Raw genomic sequence first — 19,048 nt, 5'->3', positions numbered from 1 at the left:
GAAACACCCGCATGTTCCGCCTCGTGGACGACCTCCGCCACGTCAAGTTGGGCCGTTACGGTGAGGACTGCTGAGAGTCCCACCAACGCCCCGCGGCGACAGATTTGCGGTCGAGGGCACGCGTCAGCTCTGCTTCAACGACGAGGCCCCATGGACTCCGCGCGGCCTCCACCCCCTCGCGGGGCTTGGGCCGGCGGCCCCCTTGGCCCGCGGCCGGCCCAAGCCGCCGTAGGGAGGCGGGGGCTCGAAGAGGTTGGCCTCGGGGTGGAGCTCGCTCACCGGCGACAGCCGGGACCTATGGCGATGGCAGAGGCGCGCGACCTCGTGCGAGCCGTAGCCCGAGTCGCCGACGAAGACGGAGCGTCGGCCGGGGAACTCCATCATCAGGGCCCGCAGCAGCCGGCACATGAGCCGGGCCGGCGTGCGGTGCGGCCGGCCGCGTCGGCGGTCGTCCTCCTCGGAGCGATACAGGTCCACGATCACCGGCAACGCCCAGGGGCGGCTCGTGCCGGGCAATCGGACGAGGACCGCCAGGACGACCCGGCGGTGGCCGTATTCCCGGGCGGTATAGGCGTGGGAGGAGCGGACCGGGTCGCGGTGTCGGGCCTTGCCGTAGAGGCACCGGCCTGGGTGGCCGTCGACGGTGTCGTCGCCGACGAGGAATACGGGCCCGCGCGGGTGGAGGCGATCGAGGATCAGGCGGGCGAGGGTGCAGCCGGGCCTCAGGCCCGACCACGGTGCCCGCGAGAGGACGCGCTGATAATCGATGCGATGCCCCGGTGCGAGGTCGCCTACGGTCCGCAGCGGCTGGGTGAGGATGGCGGTCAGGAGCAGGACGACGAAGCGTCGATCGTCGTAAAGACCGAGCCCGAACCTGCTCGAGCGGTTGTGGTGACAGGGAGCCGTAACGGGGGAGGCGAACCTACGTCTGATAACGGCAAACTTCTGTAGTAGACACAATACCTTTAGGAGCCAGGGTTTCTTGGCATCTCAAGGTCTGGTAATGGCGCTTATGTTCGGTTGTGGTTGAAAATTTACAGATCGTGCAAGGTTTAAGCTTCGCAACTACCCTGGAGATCGTCCGGAGGGATAGACTCGGGGCTTCACCTGAATGTTGCGAATGAGGCGGGCGATGAGGCGGGCGGCGCTTCCCGAGAATTTTTTCGAATGAGTCAGATTGGCCGGCCATCCTCGCGCCACTACTCGCAGAATTCGCGGTTCGACTGGGGAGCGACAACCCGTGGCGAGAGGAAGCAAGATCGTCGTGGAGGCGGAGCTTCGGACGCTGTTCGAGGCCGGGAGCGTCGCGGGGCTCTCGGATGGCGAATTGCTCGATCGATTCCTCGCGCAAGGGGATCCGGCCGCCGAGTTGGCTTTCGCGGCGCTGGTGGAGAGGCATGGGCCGATGGTCTGGCGGGTCTGTCGCGAGGTGCTCCGCGAGTCGAACGACGCCGACGACGCCTTCCAGGCGACATTCCTGATCCTCGTGCGTCGGGCAAGGGCGATCCGCAAGCAGGCGTCGGTGGGCCCCTGGCTCTATGGCGTGGCGCTCCGGGTCGCCCGCTCGGCCAGGAGACGCGCGGCGAGGCTGCGGGATCGGGGGCACGTCGCCGACGGGCAGGCTCGGGAGTCGGGGGGATCGATGGCGGAGGTCGATCGCCTCGACGCGGCGCCGATCGTCCATGAGGAGGTCGGTCGACTGCCGGAGAAGTATCGGGCGCCGCTGGTCCTCTGCTACTTCGAGGGCCTGACGCACGACCAGGCCGCGAGCCAGCTCGGCTGGCCGGTCGGCACGGTGCGGAGCCGCCTGGCGGGGGCCCGGGACAGGCTCCGGCCTCGTCTCTTGCGGCGAGGCGTGGCCCCGTCGGTCGCGATCCTCGCGGCCTCGGGGCTCGCGGAAGCCACGGTCGCCGTGCCGACGGCCCTGGCCTCGGCGACGGTCGGCATGGCGATCCGGGCGGGAGTGGCCGGGACGGTCCCGGTCGCCGTCGCCGCCCTGGTCGGGAAGACACTCGGGGAGATGACCGCGATGAAAACGACGATGATTGCCGCCTCCTTGATCGCCGCCGCGCTCGTCGGCACCGCCGGCGTGGGGTACGTCTCGACGAAGGCGCAGACGGACGAGCCGAAGCCGGTGGCTGCGCCGGAGTCCAAGGTGCAAACGTCCGAGCCTGGCGTGTCGGCCGTCGCACCGGCAGGCGCGTCGGGTCGCGGTCGGGACGACCTGCCAAGGTTGAACGGCCGATCGGGCGTGAGCACGTCGCGCGTCTTGTTGATCAGGCTGAAGACTGCGGCGACGAATCTGCAATCGCTCACGAAGAAATACGGCGCGGCCTTGATCGATTTCGAGCCGATCGCCATGGCACGAGGCGAGGTGGACGGTCTCGCGGCCGAGCTGGATGCCTTCGCGGATGACCTCCGGGATGAGCTCGACCTGCTCCGAATCCAGATCCGGATCAAGCAGGCCGAGGTCAAGGCGGCGGGAGCCCAGCTCGCGAAGGTCACGCAACTCCACGAATCCACCGCGAGGAACGTCGCGAACAAGGTGGTCAGTCCGAACGAACTCAGCCTCTCGCAGAAGGACGTCGACGTCCGCGCGGCGGAACTGGACAGGAAGCGGGCCGAGTTGGAAGAGGTCGAGCTTCGCACCAGGCAGGCCGCCCGCCGCTCCAGCGAGGCGACAGCCTTCGCCGCCGAGGGCAAGAGGCTCCTGTCGAGCCTCGAGCCGCCCACCCCCGACGCGAAGCCTTAACCTTACTACATCGCGAAGGTAGCTAGAACGATTGCGGTTGAACTTGGTGAATGGCTGATAGGCGTCGATCAATCGCTGGGGCTGATGCCATCACGATGTTTGATGACCAATCAACGAAAACACTCATACCCACTCTCCGGCCCCATGCCTTTTCGACGACTTTTATTGGCAGTTATTTGGATCTAATTTTATTATATCAACATACGAATCGTGTGAGCCTGCTACGCCATGCTAGGATTAGAGACTAATCCAAGTCGCTCGGCTTCTCGATCTACAGCCCTCCAATCGATTGCTCGAAATCGTCGCCAGAGCACGGCCAAATGACCACGATTTATCCATCGCACGAAGCTGATTTTGCCGCCGATTTGATCTTTCGTAGCATATTCTCCAACGGGTATTTCACCTTGCGCCAGCCGCTCACAGTCCGATAGCAAGCCCTGTAGGTTCTCGACATACTGCTTTTGGACATCAAGTCGTCCTCCCTTATTGCGCAATCCTGTCATTCCAGTGCCTTCGTCGGAGAACCGCCTCACCTCGTTCTTAGATTCACTTAGCGAAAAGCCGTGGCATTGCAGGATCTCCCCAACAATCCGCTGTGTGGCTCCCGACTTGATGTCGTAAATGCCCGAGATTGTGAGGTCGTCGACAAACCTGGTGTAGACCAGATTGTGCTTGTGGCACATGCCCTCGACTCTTCGGTCCACTTTGTCAAGCATGCAGTCGGCGAGGATGGGACTGGTGATAAGACCAATAGCTAGGTGATGGTCGAAGGTGCAGAGTCTGGTCAGGATGCGGGCAACATCGGGGGCACACTCAAATTGGTTGGCAAACAGGTCGTAGACGCGACTATAGTGGATACTTGGATAAAAGTTTGCGATGTCCGCACAGTAAACGAACACGGAGCTAAGATGTGGCTCAGCGTTAGTTTTGATATTACGCCCCTTGATGCCACCATGGCTATGCACTGAGGGACGGTGACGAGGGCGAAGTATACGGGTGTGAAGGTTGAACTGCAACTGGCGAAGTGGGCCAGCGACGCAGATAACCTCTCGATCACGCTTGCCGGGCCTTTTCCCAAGTATCGTCTTTCTCTTGACGTATTTCTCCGTTGAGCCGGCAACTTCCTGAAGTTTCTTTGGTGGTGTGCCCAGTGCGGAGGCAAGGCTATCAACGGTTCGAAACCGCAGACGCAACATTAGACCGCCCTGACGTTGCGGTGACGCGCAATAACCTCGCCGAGTTTCTCTTTCCAGGCTTGGGCAAGCCGGTCAGCAGACTCTCGCACCGCCTTCGGGAGCGAGGCCGTGTCTCCGTATAGACACCATGCCACGACATAAAGGTCGATTTCAAAAAGTTCCTGGAATCGAGCCAGCAAGGCCGGAGATGGATACGCCTTATTGTTTTCAATGTGGGAGAGATGGACGTTCGTGATTCCGAGGCGCTCTGCCAACTCATGCTGGGTCAAGCCAAGCGATTCGCGGACTTGCCGGGCTGTCTTGCCAACATATATCATGACCACCATCCATTGATGCTGGCAGTAAAGGAGAAGGGGAGTCAATAGTCAGAGTTGGATTGGATGAGCAGGAAAACCCGTGCAGTAATCGATTCCACCAGAGCAATGTTAGGTGGCGATTCCGCCAGAGCCTCCGTCACTTGCTCCCGCAGAGACGTAATGACTCCCCTATCGGCCGCACCGAAATCTTCCTCAAGATCGAGCAGGTTCCATGCCTCGATGAGCCACTGAAGCTGTCGTTCCAGATGAGACTTCGGGAACAATTCCTCACGAGAAAAATCCTCACGACCTTGGTCAGTAAGGTTCATTTCGAATCCCCCAATGGTAGCGGCCGAGGTCACCATGGCACGCTGCCATGGGTCGACCCGTCCACTCCCTAACCTCTGCTTTGCTGTTGCAGAAGTTCCTTCGAACCTCTCCTCGCAGTTCTAGTGCGGCTCGAGGTCCCAAGGGGAGGCGTTCCAGTCGGCTCGCGTGTCAAACATCGTGCAACACGTTCTACCGACCGGACCGGTTCAGGCCCATGCGTTTCGCGACACCTAGGCGTCGAGCCGCAAGGGCAACATGCGACAAAGTCACATGTGCTTGGGAGATATCGGATTGTTCAAGCAATTTATACCACGAGTTTAAATGGAGGTCAACAAGGGCTCTGCAAAATCTCATCGTGATTATACTGTACATTTGAATCAGGTCAATCCATTTCACGTGACGAATAACAGGAATTTCCCGATGCCCGAGACGGTCTTCGAGGTGAGGAACAATCGTTGAAGCGATTACCCTAATCTTTTCGCCGGAGCCCCATGAGAGATTTTGTTGTCCTATACTCCGCTTCGGTGGCCTTCGCGAATTTCTCAGGAACCTGCGGGGAATAGCTCAACCATGTGGAAGACGATCCTCTCGGCCTTCTTGGCCGCGACCTCGATGCTGGGCTTCGCGATGCGCGAGGCGGACGCCTGCACCCGATGCGTGTATCTCGGGCCGGAGGGCGAGGTGATCGTGGCCCGGTCGATGGACTGGATGGAGGACACGCGGTCGAACCTCTACGCCTTCCCTCGCGGCATGAAGCGCGACGGCGCGGCGGGGTCGAAGTCGATCGCCTGGACCAGCAAGTATGGCAGCGTGGCCGGGACGATCTACGACGTCGCCAGCGTCGACGGCATGAATGAGAAGGGGCTCGTCGCCAACGTCCTCTATCTGGCCGAGTCCGACTACGGCACGCCCGACGGCTCCAGGCCCCTGCTCTGCATCAGCCAGTGGTGCCAGTATGCCCTCGACCGGTTCGCGACCGTCGCCGAGGCCGTGGAGGAACTCCGCAAGGAGCCGTTCGCGATCGTCGCGCCCACCCTGCCCAACGGGAGCCCGGCGCAGGGGCACCTGGCCCTCACGGATCCGACCGGCGACACCGCCGTCTTCGAGTACGTCGGCGGCAAGCTGAAGATCCACCACGGGCGGCAGTACCAGGTGATGACGAACTCGCCGACGTTCGACAAGCAGCTCGCCATCAACGAGTATTGGGACGAGGTCGGCGGCGATGTCATGCTCCCCGGCACCTACCGCGCCGCGGACCGCTTCGTCAGGGCCTCCTACTTCATCAAGTCGATCCCCCAGATCAAGGGGAATACCCGGGCGGTCGCGACGCTCTTCAGCATCATCCGCGGCGTCTCGGTCCCGCTGGGCATCACCACGCCGGGCAAGCCGAACATCGCGAGCACGATCTGGCGGTCGGTCATCGACGCCAAGAACCGGGTCATCTACTTCGACTCGGCCATGAGCCCGACCGTCTGCTGGGTGACGCTCTCTTCCCTGGACTTCTCCGAGGGCGCCCCGGTGAAGAAACTGGCCCTCTCCAAGGGCGAGACGTACAGCGGCGACGCCTCGTCCTCGTTCCGGCCGAGCGAGCCCTTCGAGCCGCTCTCCGGCGAGTCGAAGTGACCGATCCGACCCCGCCGGCGCGGGCGGCCTGACCGGCCTCTGGGAAGCCTGCCCCGTTCAGCCCGCCGCGGACGGGCTCTCGCGTCGTCAATCGCCGTGCTCGGCGAAGAGGCGTTCCAGCGCCTCTTCGCCCCCGATCATGCCGAAAGAGAGGCCGAAGACCCCGACCCGGCATGTTGGGGCCGCGGCGTGAGTCGTGATGAAGCTCCGACGCGATCAACGGCCTCGGCCGAGGTGCCGGCGAGGCGTCGGCGTGCGGCCCGGGGGGGTGATCGTCGGCGGGGTCTTGCCGCGGAGGATCTCGGCGCCGAAGGTCCGGGTGTAGCTCGTTCCGGGAACCCCGCTGCCGTTGCCGTCGAGCCGGACGCCCGTGGCGCTCATGACCGAGGAGCTGATCACGAGCTGATATCGATGGTTGCCGAGCTGCAGGCGGCCTCGAGGCGCCAGGGTGACGGAGTGGTTGGCAGAGGCATAGGTCGCCGTGACGAGGGGGATGATCCGGTCGTCGCGCGTCCCGGCGATGCCGTCGCGGCCGAGGTTGCGGAGGGTGTAGTTGCCCGTCCAGCCGGCCGACGTCGAATCCATCTCCCGGTCGTACGTGACCACCAGGTATGACTTGCCCCCGTTGGACCCGTAGCGAGCCAGGTCGATGACCGACGGAGGGACGACGATCGGCACCGCCGCGGGCTGCACGTCCAGCGTGTAGAACTGGGAGCCGCTCGAGCCGTTGGCCCGGCTCACGCCGACGGTGAAGTCGAATGATCCGGCGATCGTCGGCGTGCCCACGATCACGCCGTCCTGCGTCAGGATCAGGCCCGCCGGCAAGGCCCCCGCGATGATGGCGAACGTCGGGGCCCCTGCCCCGGACTTCACCGACAAGATCTGCGAGTAATCCTCGCCGACCTGGCCGGCGTCCAGGGTCGTCGGCGCGATCGAGAGCGGCTCGGCCGTCTTGACCACGAGGCTGTACGCGATCGACCCCGTCTTTCCGGTCGAGTCCTTCGCGGTCAGGGAGATCGGGAACGTCCCGCTGACCAGCGGCAGGCCCGCGATCGTGCCGTTCTGGGAGAGCGTCAGGCCCGCCGGCAGCTTCCCGGTGGTCAGGGCGAAGGTGACGGAACCCGTGCCCCCCGTCGCCTTGATCTTCTGGCTGTAGGCCTCCCCTTGCCTCGCGGCGTTGATCTCGGCCGGCGAGAGCGTGAGCGAGCCGACCGGGTCGGCCGGGAGCACGGCCAGGGTGAACGCCTTCGTCGTCAAGGCGCCTGCGGCATCCGTGGCCGTCACCGAGAACGGGAAGGAGCCCGAGGCGGTCGGGGTCCCGCCGATCTTCCCGGCCACGCTCAGCGTGAGCCCCGTCGGAAGCGCACCGTCGGTCAGGGCGTAAGTGATGTCCCCGGTGCCGCCGCTCGCGGTGAACTGCTGACTGTAGGCACTCCCTTGCTGCGCTGACTGGATCGTATCCGGAGTGATCGTCAGGTCCCCGGCCTGCACCTGCGGGATGTCGAGCGTGTAGGCGATCGAGGCCGTGCGCCCGAGGCTATCCTGGGCCGCGATCACGAAGTGATACGTCCCGGTGACCTGCGGCACCCCGCCGATCTGCCCGTTGATCGAGACCGTGATACCTTCGGGAAGTTCGCCGCTCGCGAGCCTGTACCAGACGTCCCCGGTCGAGCCGACCGGCGTCAGCAACTGGAGGTATGGGGTGTATCGCTCGGCGGATTCGAGGGTCGCCGGCAGGATCGTGAACGTCTCGTCGGGCGGCGGGAGGACTTCGAGCGTGACGGGCGTATCCCCGATCAGATGGACGGAGTTGGGCGCGAGAACCTGTTCATATCGCAGGACGAAATGATAAGTACCGGGCTTCGTCGCCGTGCCGGTGATCTGACCGTAGTCGATTCTGAGGCCGTCGGGCAGCGGGGGACTGTCCGGGCTGAGCGAGATGGTCGCCGAGAGGATGTCGCTCTCGGCGCCGCCGGTGGCGCTCAGGTACGCCTGGTAAGGGACCCCCGCGACGGGCTTCGTGAAGGTCGATGTCTCCACCTGGAGCGGCGGGTACGTGGTGTTCAGGCTCAGGCCGACCGCGTAGCTCGTGGCCGGGGCCAACACGCCCTGGGCGTTGATCAGCCGGCCCCCCTGGGCGATGTCGGGCATGTTGTCGCCGTTGAAGTCCCCCACCGCCAGGCCCGCCGAGCCGATGGGGCTCGCGAAGCCCGCGGGAGCCCGGACGCCGACGAACTCCGTCGCCGTCGCGAAACCCCGGACGGGAGCCCCGGGCGACCGCGAAGTGCTTGAGCGAGCCCGCGTCGCCGATCGCCAGGTCGAGCCGGCCGTCGAGGTCGAAGTTGCCGACCGCCAGGGAGCCCGGCACGAAGCTCGAGCCGCCGGGAACCAGGCTCGACGCGTTGAACGTCGGCGCACCGCCGGCCGTGGCCGTCGTGTTGAGATAGACGTTGACCGGACCCCGGACGAGCGACGAGGTCCCCGCCAGGCCCGAGGATCCCACGGTGCTGACGAGGTCGACCTTGCCGTCGTTGTTGAGGTCGGCCGCGAGGATCGAGTAGCCGGGATTCCCGTCGGCCGAGGCCAGCGTCGCGGTCGGGGTCGTCGGGAATCCGCCGTGGCCGTCGTTGAGGAAGAAGCCGATGCCCGTTGCGGTCGTCGCCACGACGTCGGGGTGCCCGTCCCGGTTCAGGTCCGCGACGACAAGCGACGAGTCCGTGAGGCCGGAGAACCCGGTGTCGAGGCTCGCGTAAGGCGTGGCCTGGAAGCCGCCGAGGACGCCGCCGACGACGCCCCGATACACGTCGAGCCCCTGCCCACCGACCGCCGAACGCCCCACGACGTCGAGCAGGCCGTCGCCGTTGAAGTCGCCCGCCGCGAACCCGCCGGCGAATCCGAGGCTCTTGAATTCGGGAGCCGTCGAGGAGTCGAACAGGAGGGTGAACGAGCCGTCGCCGACGCCGTGGTAGGCCGTCATGCCCCCGCCGTCTCGGGAGAGGAGCAAGTCCTGCGTCCCGTCCCCGTCGAGGTCCGCGACCACCGCGCCCGTGGCGGCCCTGCCGAAAGTGCCCGGGCTGCCGGTGAGCGCGACCGGCTGGAGCTTGCCGTCGGAGAGGGTCACGAGCGGCGTCGCCATCGCCTGGCCGGGCGTGGAGCTAGCCTTCCCGGCGGTGCTGGTGCCGAGGTACTCCACGCCGAGGGCGACCTGATCCGTCCGACCGTCCTTGTTGAAGTCGATCGGCGAGCCGTCGACGGCCGTCGTCAGCAGGGAACGGCCGTCGAAGATGCGGACTTGCCCCGGACCGGCCTGCCCGGCATCCGGCAGGACGGTCTGGTTCTCGCCCCCCGCGAGGAAGTTGATCGCGAGGAGTTGTCGGGTCTCGAGCGGCTCGGTCGTCGGGACTTCCCTGCGGGACGATTGCGGGCGAATCCGCGCTGAGAGGCCGATTCGTCGGCGAGAGGTCGACATATTGGAACCTATTTAGGGGGGGAGATTCGAGTGCCCGTGGAACGGGATCCCTACCGTCACCTGGCGAGTCGTCATCGAATCGCAGTTTGCACGACTATAACACTTGGGATTTTCAGGGATCGCTCATCCACGAAGGATTCCGGGGGCGGGCGGGCCGCTTGATTGGGTCGTTCGGCCTCTCCCGATCCGATCGCGAGATCCTGTTGCGCCGGGCGAGATCGGGTCGTATCGACAAAAGGGCCGAGTCCCTTCGCCCCGGATGGCCTTCACGTTTCCTTGAATGGAGCACATGATGGGACGAGACCTAGCCCTCACATGGCCTTCGGAGAGTTCATGAGCGACGCCGAACCCGCCCTGAAGTCGGTGCTCGAACGGCCCGGCGACCTCGCGGCTCGCCTCGCCTACGCGGATGCCCTGTCGGCCCGGCAAGACCCGCTCGGCGAGTTCATCCGGCTCGACTGCGGCCTGTCCGACACGCCCTGGGTGAGCGACGACAACCTCGGGGCCTGGGATCGTCGGTACGCCCTTCTGGAGGCCCACGCGGGCTCGTGGCTCGGTCCCCTCAAGGGGGTCGTCGACTGCAGGCGTATCGAGCGCGGGCTCGTCGACTGGGTGATGCTCGACCTCGACGCCTTCCTCGAGCATGGGGCCGAGATCTTCGGCCGATACCCGGTGCAGTCGCTGGCGATCCGGGGGATTCACGGGCGCGTGGCCGAGTTCCTGGCGAGCCCCTGGGTCGACCGCATCAAGGAACTGACGCTGTACGGGCCTGGGGCCTTTGGCTACGGGCGGCGAGCGGAGTCGTTATCCGCCTTCGAGCCCCTGGACGATGACGACGTCGCGGAGCTGGCCGCGAGCGACCGACTCCGCTCGCTCCAAGGCCTCGACCTGGAACACCATGAGGGACTCGGCCCTCGGAGCGTCGAGCGGATCCTCGACTCGCCCTGGTGTGACCGGCTCGAGATGCTCAGGCTGAAATGGACGGCGGTCGGCGACGAGGGGGCCAGGCTCATCGCCTCCAGCGACCGGCTCGAGAGCCTCAGGCGGCTGGAGCTCACGAGGTGCGGCCTCGGCGAGGCCGGAATCCGGGCCCTAGCCGACTCCCCGACGCTCGCCCGCCTGGGGCTCACCGAGTTCATCTGTTACTTGAATGACGACGTCGACACGGATGGGTATGTCCGCCTGCTGCGTTCTCCCGTGCTCGCGCACGTCGAGTCCATTTGCATGGAGGGGCATGTCGGGGCCGAGATGGTCGACGCACTCATGACGTCGGATTCTCTCGGCTGCATGAAGTCGCTCCACATGAATGTCAGCATCGACACGATCGCGTTCCGCCGCCTGATGCGTTCGACCGCCCTGGCGGGCCTGGAGAGCCTGACGTTCGTCCTGAGCAGGTTGACCGACGAGCACCTCGGGATGCTCGGGGCCTCGCGCTCGCTCTCGAATTTGAAGGCGCTCAGCCTCTCCGAGACGCGGGTGACGGAGGCCGGCATCGAGCGCTTCTGCCGCTCCCCGGTCTGGGGCGGACTCGAGGAGCTCGGCATCGATCGACATGCCCTGACGGAGCGTTCCGTCCGGGCGATCCTCGACGCCCACTGGTTCCCGCGACTCAAGAGCCTCGACCTCCACGCCTCGTACGAGATCGGCGACGCCGGCGCGCAGGCCCTCGCCTCCTACCGCGGAGAGACGAGCCTGCGGCGGCTCGTCCTGAGCCTGGGCGGCCTGGGAGACGCCGGTGCCTTATCCCTCGCCGAGGCCCCATTCGCCCCGCAACTCTGGACCCTCTGGCTCCTCGGCAACGAGGAGATCTCGCCCGAGGCTGTCGACATCCTGAAGGCCCGCTTCGGAGGCCGGGTCACGATCCACGAGCCGGCGGGATATGAGGATGACTGGCGCTTCCAGCCCAGCGATCGCTGCTGACGCGAGCCGCCCCGCACCGGCTGGTTCTTACCCCGAAGCCTCCCCTGGTCTCGCCACGACGCGATGAGGCCAACCGCCGCCCGGGCCCAAGCCTTTCGTCGTGAATAGTTGGGCGGCGGGTTGGCAGCCATAAGAGGTGTTTTACTCGACAAGACACTCGACATGCGACAGAGCAGCGGTCAAATCGTGGGTAACCAACGTACCATTACGTTTTAAGGACTCGCGTGTGGAAGTGCTGGTGATGTTGCATGGATCCATGCCGGATGTATCATGGAGCCCCAAGACCCCCCAAGATCCCACGGACGGACTCGACGATGGCCATCTCGTTCGCGTGCCCGAATTGCCGGAAGTCGTACGACGTCGACGACAAGCTGGCCGGCAAGAAGGGGCGTTGCAAGGCTTGCGGGACCATCATGCTGATCCCCGCGAAGCCCGCTCCCCGGGCGAACGAGCCGACGTTCCTCGACGACTATGACGAGGACGACGAGGGGGGCTCGGCGCCCGCGCCGACGTCCCTGGCCGGCCCGTCGCGGGCGCGATCCTCATCATCCTCGGGCGGGTCGAACCTGCCGATCCTGATCATCGCGGGGGTCGGCCTGCTGCTGGTGCTGGTCGTCTCGCTGGTGTTCCTCCTGCCGGGCAACAAGGGGCCCCAGGTCGGGCCCGTGGCGGAGGAGGAAGCCGAAGGCGGCCCCGCGTCGGAGCCCATAGCCAGGGTCGCCGAGACGGCCGCGCTGGACGTGGCGAAGTACCCCGCCCTTCCCCCCGTGCCCGAGATCCTGCTGCCGTACAACCCGAATGCCCCGATGCGGGACCTCTCGCAGCACGAGGCCGTCGGGCGGGACGTGGTGGCGGGCCTCAACGAGATGGCGAACATCCTGGGAACGATCAACGACCCGCAATCGGCCGCCGCCGCCAAGCCCAGGCTCGAGGAAGCCGGCATGCGGATCATCGACGTCGGCGTCCGAGCCCGGGGATTATTCCGCCCGACCAGGAGGGAGGACAAGGCCCTCAAGGACAAGCTGGGGAACCAGGCCGAGCTCGCGGCCAAGCGGCTCAACGACCAGGCCAGCCGGCTCGTGGCCATCCCCAGCATCGGAATCAACTTCGTCCAGATGATCGCCCGCACCCAGCAGCTCGTCACCCAGATGAAGGCCGACCGCGGCGACGACCTGACGGCCGCCCCCCCGCCCTATGTCGAGGTCTTCGTCGACGGCGTCACCGAGCCCGGCTCCTTCACGGTCGTCGGCAACAAGCTCCGCGAGTGCATCGTCGACAAGGGCCCCGCCGCCCAGTTCTTCGGAGGCAAGGGAAAACTCTCCGGACGGCTCTGGCCGGTGGCTGACCCGCAGGAATTCGCCGGTCGGATCAAGTTCGGCCACGCGAAGGTCTCGGGCCGCCGCATCCACGTCACCAACGTCGAGCTCGACCCCGAGGAGCTCGCCCAGGCCGAGAAGCCCCAGCACAAGACCCCCTCCCCCGCTCCGAAGGCCCCCGAGCGCCCGCCGCTCCCGGCCAACGCCGACGCCACGACCAGGGCCATCTACGAACTCAAGTCGACCGATTCCAACGCCCGCAGTAAGGCCCTCAAGGATCTCGCCGGATCCGCCGCGCCGAAGGACGACGCGAAGCGGGCGGAGGCTATCAAGGAGGTCGCCGGCGTCGTCGCCGACTCGAACCCGTTCACCGGGGCCGAGGCCATCAGGCTCCTCGCCACCTGGGGCGACCCCGCGGCGGTGAAGGCCATCATCGGGGCCATCAAGGAAGGCTCGAACCACGTCGTCGGCAACGAGGCGATCGTGCAGGTCGGTCTGCTCCGCGAGCCGAAGGCGATCCCCGCGCTCGTCTCCAGGATCGAGGAGGACTGGGTCGAGGCCCCCAAGGCGCTGAAGGCCATCGGCGAGCCCGCCGAGCCGGCCCTCATCAAGCTGCTGACCGATGGCGACTCCAGGCGTCGCAAGGCGGCGGTGGAGGTCCTCGGCGAGATCGGCGGCAAGGCGACGCTCGACGCGATGAAGCGGCTCCCGGCCGACTCCGACTTCTCCGTGCAGGTCGCCGCCCGCCAGGCGATGCAGGCCATCTCCGCGAGGGTCCGCGCCGGCCGTTGAGTTGAAGGCCCGAGGCTGGCGGCCGATCGGCCGGCTCACTACACTGGCCCGTCGAAAAGGGTTCCGAGTCTCGGCCGCGTCGTCGCGAGGACGGCCGTGCCGGCGGGGTTCGCCGGGCTCGACCCCAGGAAGTCACCAGCGCCTCGAGGGGGCCGTCCCGATGCTGCCAATCGACCTCATCCGCCAGGCCCAGGAGCGGCTCCGGGGCCGCGTCCACCGCACGCCGCTCGTCTCGTCGGCGGCGCTGGGCGAACGGCTCGGCGTCCCCGTCTGGCTCAAGCTGGAGAACCTCCAGAAGACCGGCTCGTTCAAGGCCCGGGGCGCCTTCAACAAGATGCTCTCGCTGACCCCGGCCGAGCGGTCCCTCGGGGTCGTCGCCGTCAGCGGCGGCAATCACGCGCAGGCGGTCGCTTATGCCGCCCGGGAGCTCGGTGTCAACGCGGTGATCGTCATGCCGGCGACCACGCCCAGGAACTACCTGGACGCGACCCGGGGCTACGGCGCCCAGGTCGTCCTGACCCCGAACATCCGCGCGGCGTTCGACGAGGCCCACCGGCTCCGCGACGACGGCCGGGTCCTCGTCCACCCTTTCGACGACCCGATCCTGGCCGCCGGCCAGGGGACGATCGGCCTGGAAATCCTGGAAGACCTGCCCGGGGTCACGCATACTTACATCAGCATTGGAGGAGGCGGCCTGATCGCCGGGATCGCCTCGGCGATGAAGGCCCTCAAGCCGAGCACGGCCATCATCGGCGTCGAGACGCGCGGGGCCGACGCCATGGCCCAGGCCCTCGCCGCCGGCCGCCCCGTCGAGCTACCCGCGATCACGTCGATCGCCAGGACCCTGGGGGCTCCCGCCGTCTCCGACTTCACCCTCTCGAACGTCCGTGAGCTCGTCCGGGACGTCGAGGTCGTCGACGACGCCGCCACGGTGGAGGCCCTGATCTTCCTCCTCGAGCGCACCAAGTACCTGACCGAGCCCGCCGCCTCCTGCTGCCTCGTCGCGGCCGACCGCGACCGAGCCCGCGGCGTCTTCCGCCCCGGCGATCAGGTCGTCCTCCTCCTCTGCGGCGGCAACGTCTCCATCGCCGACGTCTGCACCTTCCGCTCCAACTTCCCGCCGGGGTAAGTACCCTGTCGTCCAGTCCTCGAGGTGTCATCCACCCCTGACGCGGCCGGAGAAGGCCCCGTGTCCGACGGCGCCGATGAGCCTGGCTTGGATGGATGAGAAAAAGGCCCGCGGGCATGATAACGCCGCGGGCCCGGGGTCAAGTTATGAACATGGCAGGAGGCGGTTCGCCGCCGCCTCGATGGCTCAACGACGGCCGAAACGGAAGCGGGAGGGCCGGGGAGTCGCCTCGGCGGCGAGTTGCTGCAGTTGGGGGACGAACCCGGGGCGGACGGGGCTCGGGTCCGGCGTCGGGGTCGTCGGGATGGGGGCGTTGGGGATCCTCGAACCGGAGGTGAAGCGGACGGTGTTGCTGACGCTGCCGGCGTAGTTGGAGCCGCCGTCGAAGATGGCGGTCAGGGCGTGTCGGCCGGCGAGCAAGGGGCGCCGGGTCAGCAGGGTGGCGGTCGAGCCGGTGATCGTGCCGGTGCCGATGGCCCGGTTGCCGTCGTAGAACGTCACGGAGCCCTCGGCCCCGGGCGTCACGTCGGCCGTGAGCAGGACGGCCCGGCCTCGGCCGATCGAGGAGAGCGAGGCGGTCAGGCTCGTCGCCGAGTCGGCCGGGGCGACGACCTGGGTGAACGCGGGGCTCGTGCTGGCGAAGTAATTGCCGTCGCCGACGTAGATCGCCCGGATGTCGTGGGAGCCGACATCCAGGGCACTCGAGGTCGTGAATACGGCGGTCGAGCCGGCGATCGTGGCCAGGCCGAGCAAGGAACCCCCGTCGAAGAAGAGGACGGAACCCGTCGCCCCGGCGTTGACGCTGGCGGTGAAGGTCAGGGCCTGGCCGTAGGTGCTCGGGCTCGGCGAGGCGGTCAGCGTCGTGACGGAATCGGCCCGGATGACGAACTGGGCGAGGACGGCGCTGGTGCTGTCGAGGTAATTGGCGTCGCCGGTGTAGGTCGCGGTGATGGGGTGGCCGCCGACGGCCAGGGTCGTGGCGATCGAGGCCTTGCCGTCGACGATCGCCGCGTTGCCGAAGATCACGCCGTTGTCGTAGAAATTCACGATCCCCGTCGCCCCCGGGGTCACGGCGGCCGTCAGGTTGACCGTCTGCTGGTAGATCCCGGGGTTCGGCGAGGAGGTCAGCGTGGTGGTCGTCGCGGCCTGGTTGACGAGCTGCGTCAGGGGGAGGCTCGTGCTCGATGCGTGGTTGTCATCCCCGCTGTAGACGGCCTTGATGGAGTGCTCGGCGGTCGTCAGGGCGGCCGTGACGAACGAGGCGGTTTCCCCGGTGAGCGGGACCTCGCCAAGCTTGATGCCGCGATCATAGAACGATACGGAGCCCGTCAGGCCGAGGCTGATCGTGGCGGTGAAGGTCACCGATTGCCCGAAGGTGCTCGGGTTTGACGAGGTGACGAGGGTCGTCACCGTCGGCGCGGGATCGATGCTGGCCGTCGTGGGGATGACGGAGTCGAGGACGTAATTCAAGGCCCCCGGGCCTTCCAGCGTCGCCCCGACGAGCCTCACGGTCTTGCCGGGGGCGGCGTTGGGGTCGTCGAACATCGCGATGCCGCCGACGAGGCTCACGCCGCCGAGGTCCCCCACGGTCGATCGGGAGGTGACGAACGTGGCCATGGTGCCGTCGTACGTCTTGCCGCTCGCGGAGAACGCCCCCTGGATGTGCTTCGGCAGGACGGTGAGGATGCCGTTGATGTAAGTGATCGCGTAGTTGCTCAGGCCGGTCCCCGTCGCATCCGAGGGGATGACGGCGTAGGGCGTGGGCATCACGTCCGCGTCGGCGGCGGCGCCCTGGCTGACGAGCGAGACCCCGGTCACGGTGTCCTGGTTGATCAGGCCGACCGCCAGGAATTCGTCGCCGACGTAGGTCACCGTGTCGCCGTAGGTCTTGTACCCGGTGTCCCCGGAGATGGTCAAAGCCTTACGCCCGACGACCAAGCTCGTGCTCGTGTCGCTCGCGGCGGCGAAGTTCGCGCTCTCGGCGAGCTCGTAGTCGATGACGTAAGGCGTGGTCGACGCGGGGATGGTCGACGTGTCGAAGACGGTGGTGAAGTCGCCGTTCGCATCGATGGTGGCCTGCGCGACCACAGCGCCGATCGTGATGGTGATGGTCTCGCCGGCCGGGATATTATCGCCCGCGTCGATGTGCCCGCTCAGCGTGATCGAGGCATCCCCATAGATAATGGATGTCGACTCGAGGCCGCTGAAGCTCGGGGCGAACTTCTCGTTGTAGAGGATGAAGGTGACGGACGGATCGCCCCCCGCGGCGGCGGCCGAGACCCCGTAGCCGCCGGCGACGTCGTTGCCGGTAAACGTCGGGGCGGTGGCGATGCCATCGGCGCCGGTCGTCGCCTCGACGGCGGCGGTCCCCCCCTCAAAGAGGCCGGTGGCGCCGACGGCCGGGGACGAGAAGGCGACGGGGGCCCCCTGCACCGGGTTGCCCGCGGCGTTCAGGACGAGGACGCTCAGGTTGGTGGCGAAGGTCCCGCCGAGCTGGACGGACTGCTGGTCCCCCGCCACGATCGAGATCGAGGCCGGGGCGTCGTCGTCGAGGATTGTGCCGGTGGCCGTCGCGACGGTGATCGTCACCGGCGGCGGCGACGTATTCAGGAAGACCGAGACGTTGTTGGAATAGAAGTTCTGCACCGCGAGGTCGGGCTTGCCGTCGCCGTTGAGGTCGCCGATCGCCAGGACCTGCGGGGTCGAGTTCGTGGCGAAGTCGAGCCGGTCGGCGAAGCTCGCCGTCATCGACCCGGGGACCGTCGTGTTCGGGAGCACCGAGAGGGAGCTGTTCGTGCCGTTGACGAAGCCGATGTCGGGCACGCCGTCGCCGTTGAGGTCCCGGATCTGCACCGACGTGGGATGGGTCCCCGTGGCGTACTCGACCTTGTCGGCGAAGGTCGGCGTGGTCGCCCCCGGCTCCGTCGTGTTGAGCAGGACCCAGAGGGTCGAGGCGAAGACGTTGGACACGGCGAGGTCGGGCTTGCCGTCGCCGTTGAGGTCACCGATCGCCACCGAGACGGGCCCGGTCTGGCTCGGCGTGGTGAAGTCGATCCTGGGGCCGAAGGTCGCCGTCGTCGCCCCCGGCTCCGTCGTGCTCAGGAAGATCGAGTAGTAGTCGGAGTCGGGCACGCCGACCGCGAGGTCGGGCTTGCCGTCGCCATTGAGGTCGCCGATCGCGATCGAGTTCGGGCCTCCCCCGATGGCGAGGTCGACCTTAGGAGCGAACGTGGGCGTCGTCGCGCCCGGCTCGGTCGTGTTCAGCAGCACCGAGACGGTGTTGGAATTCACGTTGGCGACGGTGAGGTCGGGCTTGCCGTCCTGGTTGATGTCGCCGACCGTCACGGTGAAGGGCGAGGCCCCCGTGGCGAACTCGGTGTAGGGGGAGAAGCTGGGGGTCGTCGCGCCCGGCTCGGTCGTGTTGAGCAGGATCGAGACGGTTCCCACCCAGTCGTTCGCCATCGCGAGGTCGGGCTTGCCGTCGCCGTTGAAGTCGGCCACGGAGACGGCGAAGACGTTCCGGCCCGACCCGGCGTTGAAGTCGACGCTGGGGGCGAACGTCGGCGTGGTCGCCCCGTCCGGCGTCGTGTTCGTGAGGATCGAGACCGAGTCGGACGTGGTGATGGCCGCGGCGATGTCCGGCTTGCCGTCGCCGTTGAAGTCGCCGATCGCGACGCCCAGCGGCAGGTTGCTGACGTCGAAGTCGGTCTTCTCGGTGAAGGTCGTCGGCGTGAGGTCCACGACCGAGCTCACCTTGACGGTGAAGGACCGATCCCCTTGCAGCAGGAGGTTCCCCGTCACCGGCACCGAGATCGTCGCGGTCGTCGCCCCCGCCGGGATGACGAGCATCCCGGAGGTCGCCGTGTAGTCGACCCCCGCCTTGGCGGTCCCGTCCGCCGTGCTGTACGCGACCGCCACCAGCGAGTCGAGGTCGCCGCTCCGGGTCACGGTGAAGTTCATCATTGAGGAGCCCGAGTCCCCCTCGGCGAGGCTCGCATCCCCGATCGAGACCAGGCTCGACGGATTGACCCGCCCCTCCAGCTCGAAGAGGCTCGGCCGCAGGGTGTGGCGAAGTCGCGCGATGCGGGACGTACGGTGGCGGCGGAGGGGAGTGAAGGCGCTCAAGTCGGGAATCCCTCGGTGATGGGCTTCGATGGAGCCGCGAACTGCGGGCCTCTCTCGTCTTCGAGCGATCGGGCCGCGGCAAGGTCGACGGAGACGGTAC

The 19,048-nt window shown here is 66.8% G+C and carries 11 protein-coding genes and 1 pseudogene; 5 read left to right on the top strand and 7 right to left on the bottom strand.

The window, feature by feature from the left end; translation table 11 throughout:
- Positions 1 to 123: 123 nt before the first annotated feature.
- Entirely contained in the window at positions 124 to 960 is an 837-nt protein-coding gene (locus ACOYYX_RS39180) for a transposase (protein ID WP_422931800.1), read from the bottom strand.
- 280 nt (positions 961 to 1,240) lie between these two features.
- On the opposite strand from ACOYYX_RS39180, the gene ACOYYX_RS39175 reads away from it, so the two are divergent.
- Positions 1,241 to 2,752 (top strand): RNA polymerase sigma factor, encoded by a 1,512-nt coding sequence (locus ACOYYX_RS39175; protein ID WP_422931799.1) that lies wholly within the window; start codon positions 1,241 to 1,243, stop codon positions 2,750 to 2,752.
- 221 nt (positions 2,753 to 2,973) lie between these two features.
- On the opposite strand, the gene ACOYYX_RS39170 is transcribed toward ACOYYX_RS39175, so the two are convergent.
- From ACOYYX_RS39170 to ACOYYX_RS39160, 3 genes are read right to left on the bottom strand one after another with little or no spacing between them, the layout of a single operon-like run.
- Positions 2,974 to 3,948 carry a reverse transcriptase family protein gene (locus ACOYYX_RS39170; protein WP_422931798.1) on the bottom strand — a complete coding sequence of 325 codons (975 nt, stop codon included), beginning with the start codon at positions 3,946 to 3,948 and terminating at the stop codon, positions 2,974 to 2,976.
- Positions 3,948 to 4,265 carry a helix-turn-helix domain-containing protein gene (locus ACOYYX_RS39165; protein ID WP_422931797.1) on the bottom strand — a complete coding sequence of 106 codons (318 nt, stop codon included), beginning with the start codon at positions 4,263 to 4,265 and terminating at the stop codon, positions 3,948 to 3,950. Before ACOYYX_RS39165 ends, ACOYYX_RS39170 begins: the two co-directional genes overlap by 1 nt.
- 41 nt (positions 4,266 to 4,306) lie before the next feature.
- Positions 4,307 to 4,573, bottom strand: a complete 267-nt coding sequence (locus tag ACOYYX_RS39160; RefSeq protein ID WP_422931796.1) for a hypothetical protein — start codon at positions 4,571 to 4,573, stop codon at positions 4,307 to 4,309.
- Between the two features lie 571 nt (positions 4,574 to 5,144).
- On the opposite strand from ACOYYX_RS39160, the gene ACOYYX_RS39155 reads away from it, so the two are divergent.
- The gene (locus tag ACOYYX_RS39155) at positions 5,145 to 6,197 is read left to right on the top strand and encodes a linear amide C-N hydrolase (protein ID WP_422931795.1); all 1,053 of its coding nucleotides are present in this window, start codon (positions 5,145 to 5,147) and stop codon (positions 6,195 to 6,197) included.
- Positions 6,198 to 6,413: 216 nt separating this feature from the next.
- Here ACOYYX_RS39155 and ACOYYX_RS39150 read toward each other — a convergent pair whose 3' ends face one another.
- Both ACOYYX_RS39150 and ACOYYX_RS39145 read right to left on the bottom strand, forming a co-directional pair.
- Positions 6,414 to 8,348, bottom strand: a complete 1,935-nt coding sequence (locus tag ACOYYX_RS39150; protein WP_422931794.1) for an Ig domain-containing protein — start codon at positions 8,346 to 8,348, stop codon at positions 6,414 to 6,416.
- Between the two features lie 370 nt (positions 8,349 to 8,718).
- Positions 8,719 to 9,333: pseudogene (locus ACOYYX_RS39145) on the bottom strand (FG-GAP repeat domain-containing protein); the annotation flags it as partial.
- A 666-nt stretch (positions 9,334 to 9,999) separates the two neighbouring features.
- Here ACOYYX_RS39145 and ACOYYX_RS39140 point away from each other — a divergent pair.
- The 3 genes from ACOYYX_RS39140 (at position 10,000) to ACOYYX_RS39130 (ending at position 14,823) form a co-directional block, all read left to right on the top strand.
- Complete coding sequence (locus ACOYYX_RS39140; RefSeq protein ID WP_422931793.1) at positions 10,000 to 11,586, top strand: TIGR02996 domain-containing protein; 1,587 nt, start codon at positions 10,000 to 10,002, stop codon at positions 11,584 to 11,586.
- A gap of 314 nt (positions 11,587 to 11,900) precedes the next feature.
- Positions 11,901 to 13,694: a HEAT repeat domain-containing protein gene (locus tag ACOYYX_RS39135; RefSeq protein ID WP_422931792.1), complete on the top strand. Its 1,794-nt coding sequence runs from the start codon at positions 11,901 to 11,903 to the stop codon at positions 13,692 to 13,694.
- Positions 13,695 to 13,854: 160 nt separating this feature from the next.
- Complete coding sequence (locus ACOYYX_RS39130) at positions 13,855 to 14,823, top strand: threonine ammonia-lyase (protein ID WP_422931791.1); 969 nt, start codon at positions 13,855 to 13,857, stop codon at positions 14,821 to 14,823.
- 186 nt (positions 14,824 to 15,009) lie between these two features.
- Here the strand turns inward: ACOYYX_RS39130 and ACOYYX_RS39125 are convergent, their stop codons facing one another.
- Complete coding sequence (locus tag ACOYYX_RS39125) at positions 15,010 to 18,948, bottom strand: beta strand repeat-containing protein (protein ID WP_422931790.1); 3,939 nt, start codon at positions 18,946 to 18,948, stop codon at positions 15,010 to 15,012.
- Between the last annotated feature and the right edge of the window lie 100 nt (positions 18,949 to 19,048).

Origin of the sequence: Singulisphaera chitinilytica, from assembly GCF_049331405.1 — a bacterium.
Lineage (GTDB): Bacteria > Planctomycetota > Planctomycetia > Isosphaerales > Isosphaeraceae > PoT.
This window is presented reverse-complemented; position numbering and strand designations above follow the sequence as displayed.

What these genes read in the sequence shown, in the direction of transcription:
- ACOYYX_RS39170 (WP_422931798.1), bottom strand. Translation starts at nt 3,948, where the DNA reads ATGTTGCGTCTGCGGTTTCGAACCGTTGATAGCCTTGCCTCCGCACTG.
- ACOYYX_RS39165 (WP_422931797.1), bottom strand. Translation starts at nt 4,265, where the DNA reads ATGATATATGTTGGCAAGACAGCCCGGCAAGTCCGCGAATCGCTTGGC.
- ACOYYX_RS39160 (WP_422931796.1), bottom strand. Translation starts at nt 4,573, where the DNA reads ATGAACCTTACTGACCAAGGTCGTGAGGATTTTTCTCGTGAGGAATTG.
- ACOYYX_RS39155 (WP_422931795.1), top strand. Translation starts at nt 5,145, where the DNA reads ATGTGGAAGACGATCCTCTCGGCCTTCTTGGCCGCGACCTCGATGCTG.
- ACOYYX_RS39150 (WP_422931794.1), bottom strand. Translation starts at nt 8,348, where the DNA reads ATGCCCGACATCGCCCAGGGGGGCCGGCTGATCAACGCCCAGGGCGTG.
- ACOYYX_RS39140 (WP_422931793.1), top strand. Translation starts at nt 10,000, where the DNA reads ATGAGCGACGCCGAACCCGCCCTGAAGTCGGTGCTCGAACGGCCCGGC.
- ACOYYX_RS39135 (WP_422931792.1), top strand. Translation starts at nt 11,901, where the DNA reads ATGGCCATCTCGTTCGCGTGCCCGAATTGCCGGAAGTCGTACGACGTC.
- ACOYYX_RS39130 (WP_422931791.1), top strand. Translation starts at nt 13,855, where the DNA reads ATGCTGCCAATCGACCTCATCCGCCAGGCCCAGGAGCGGCTCCGGGGC.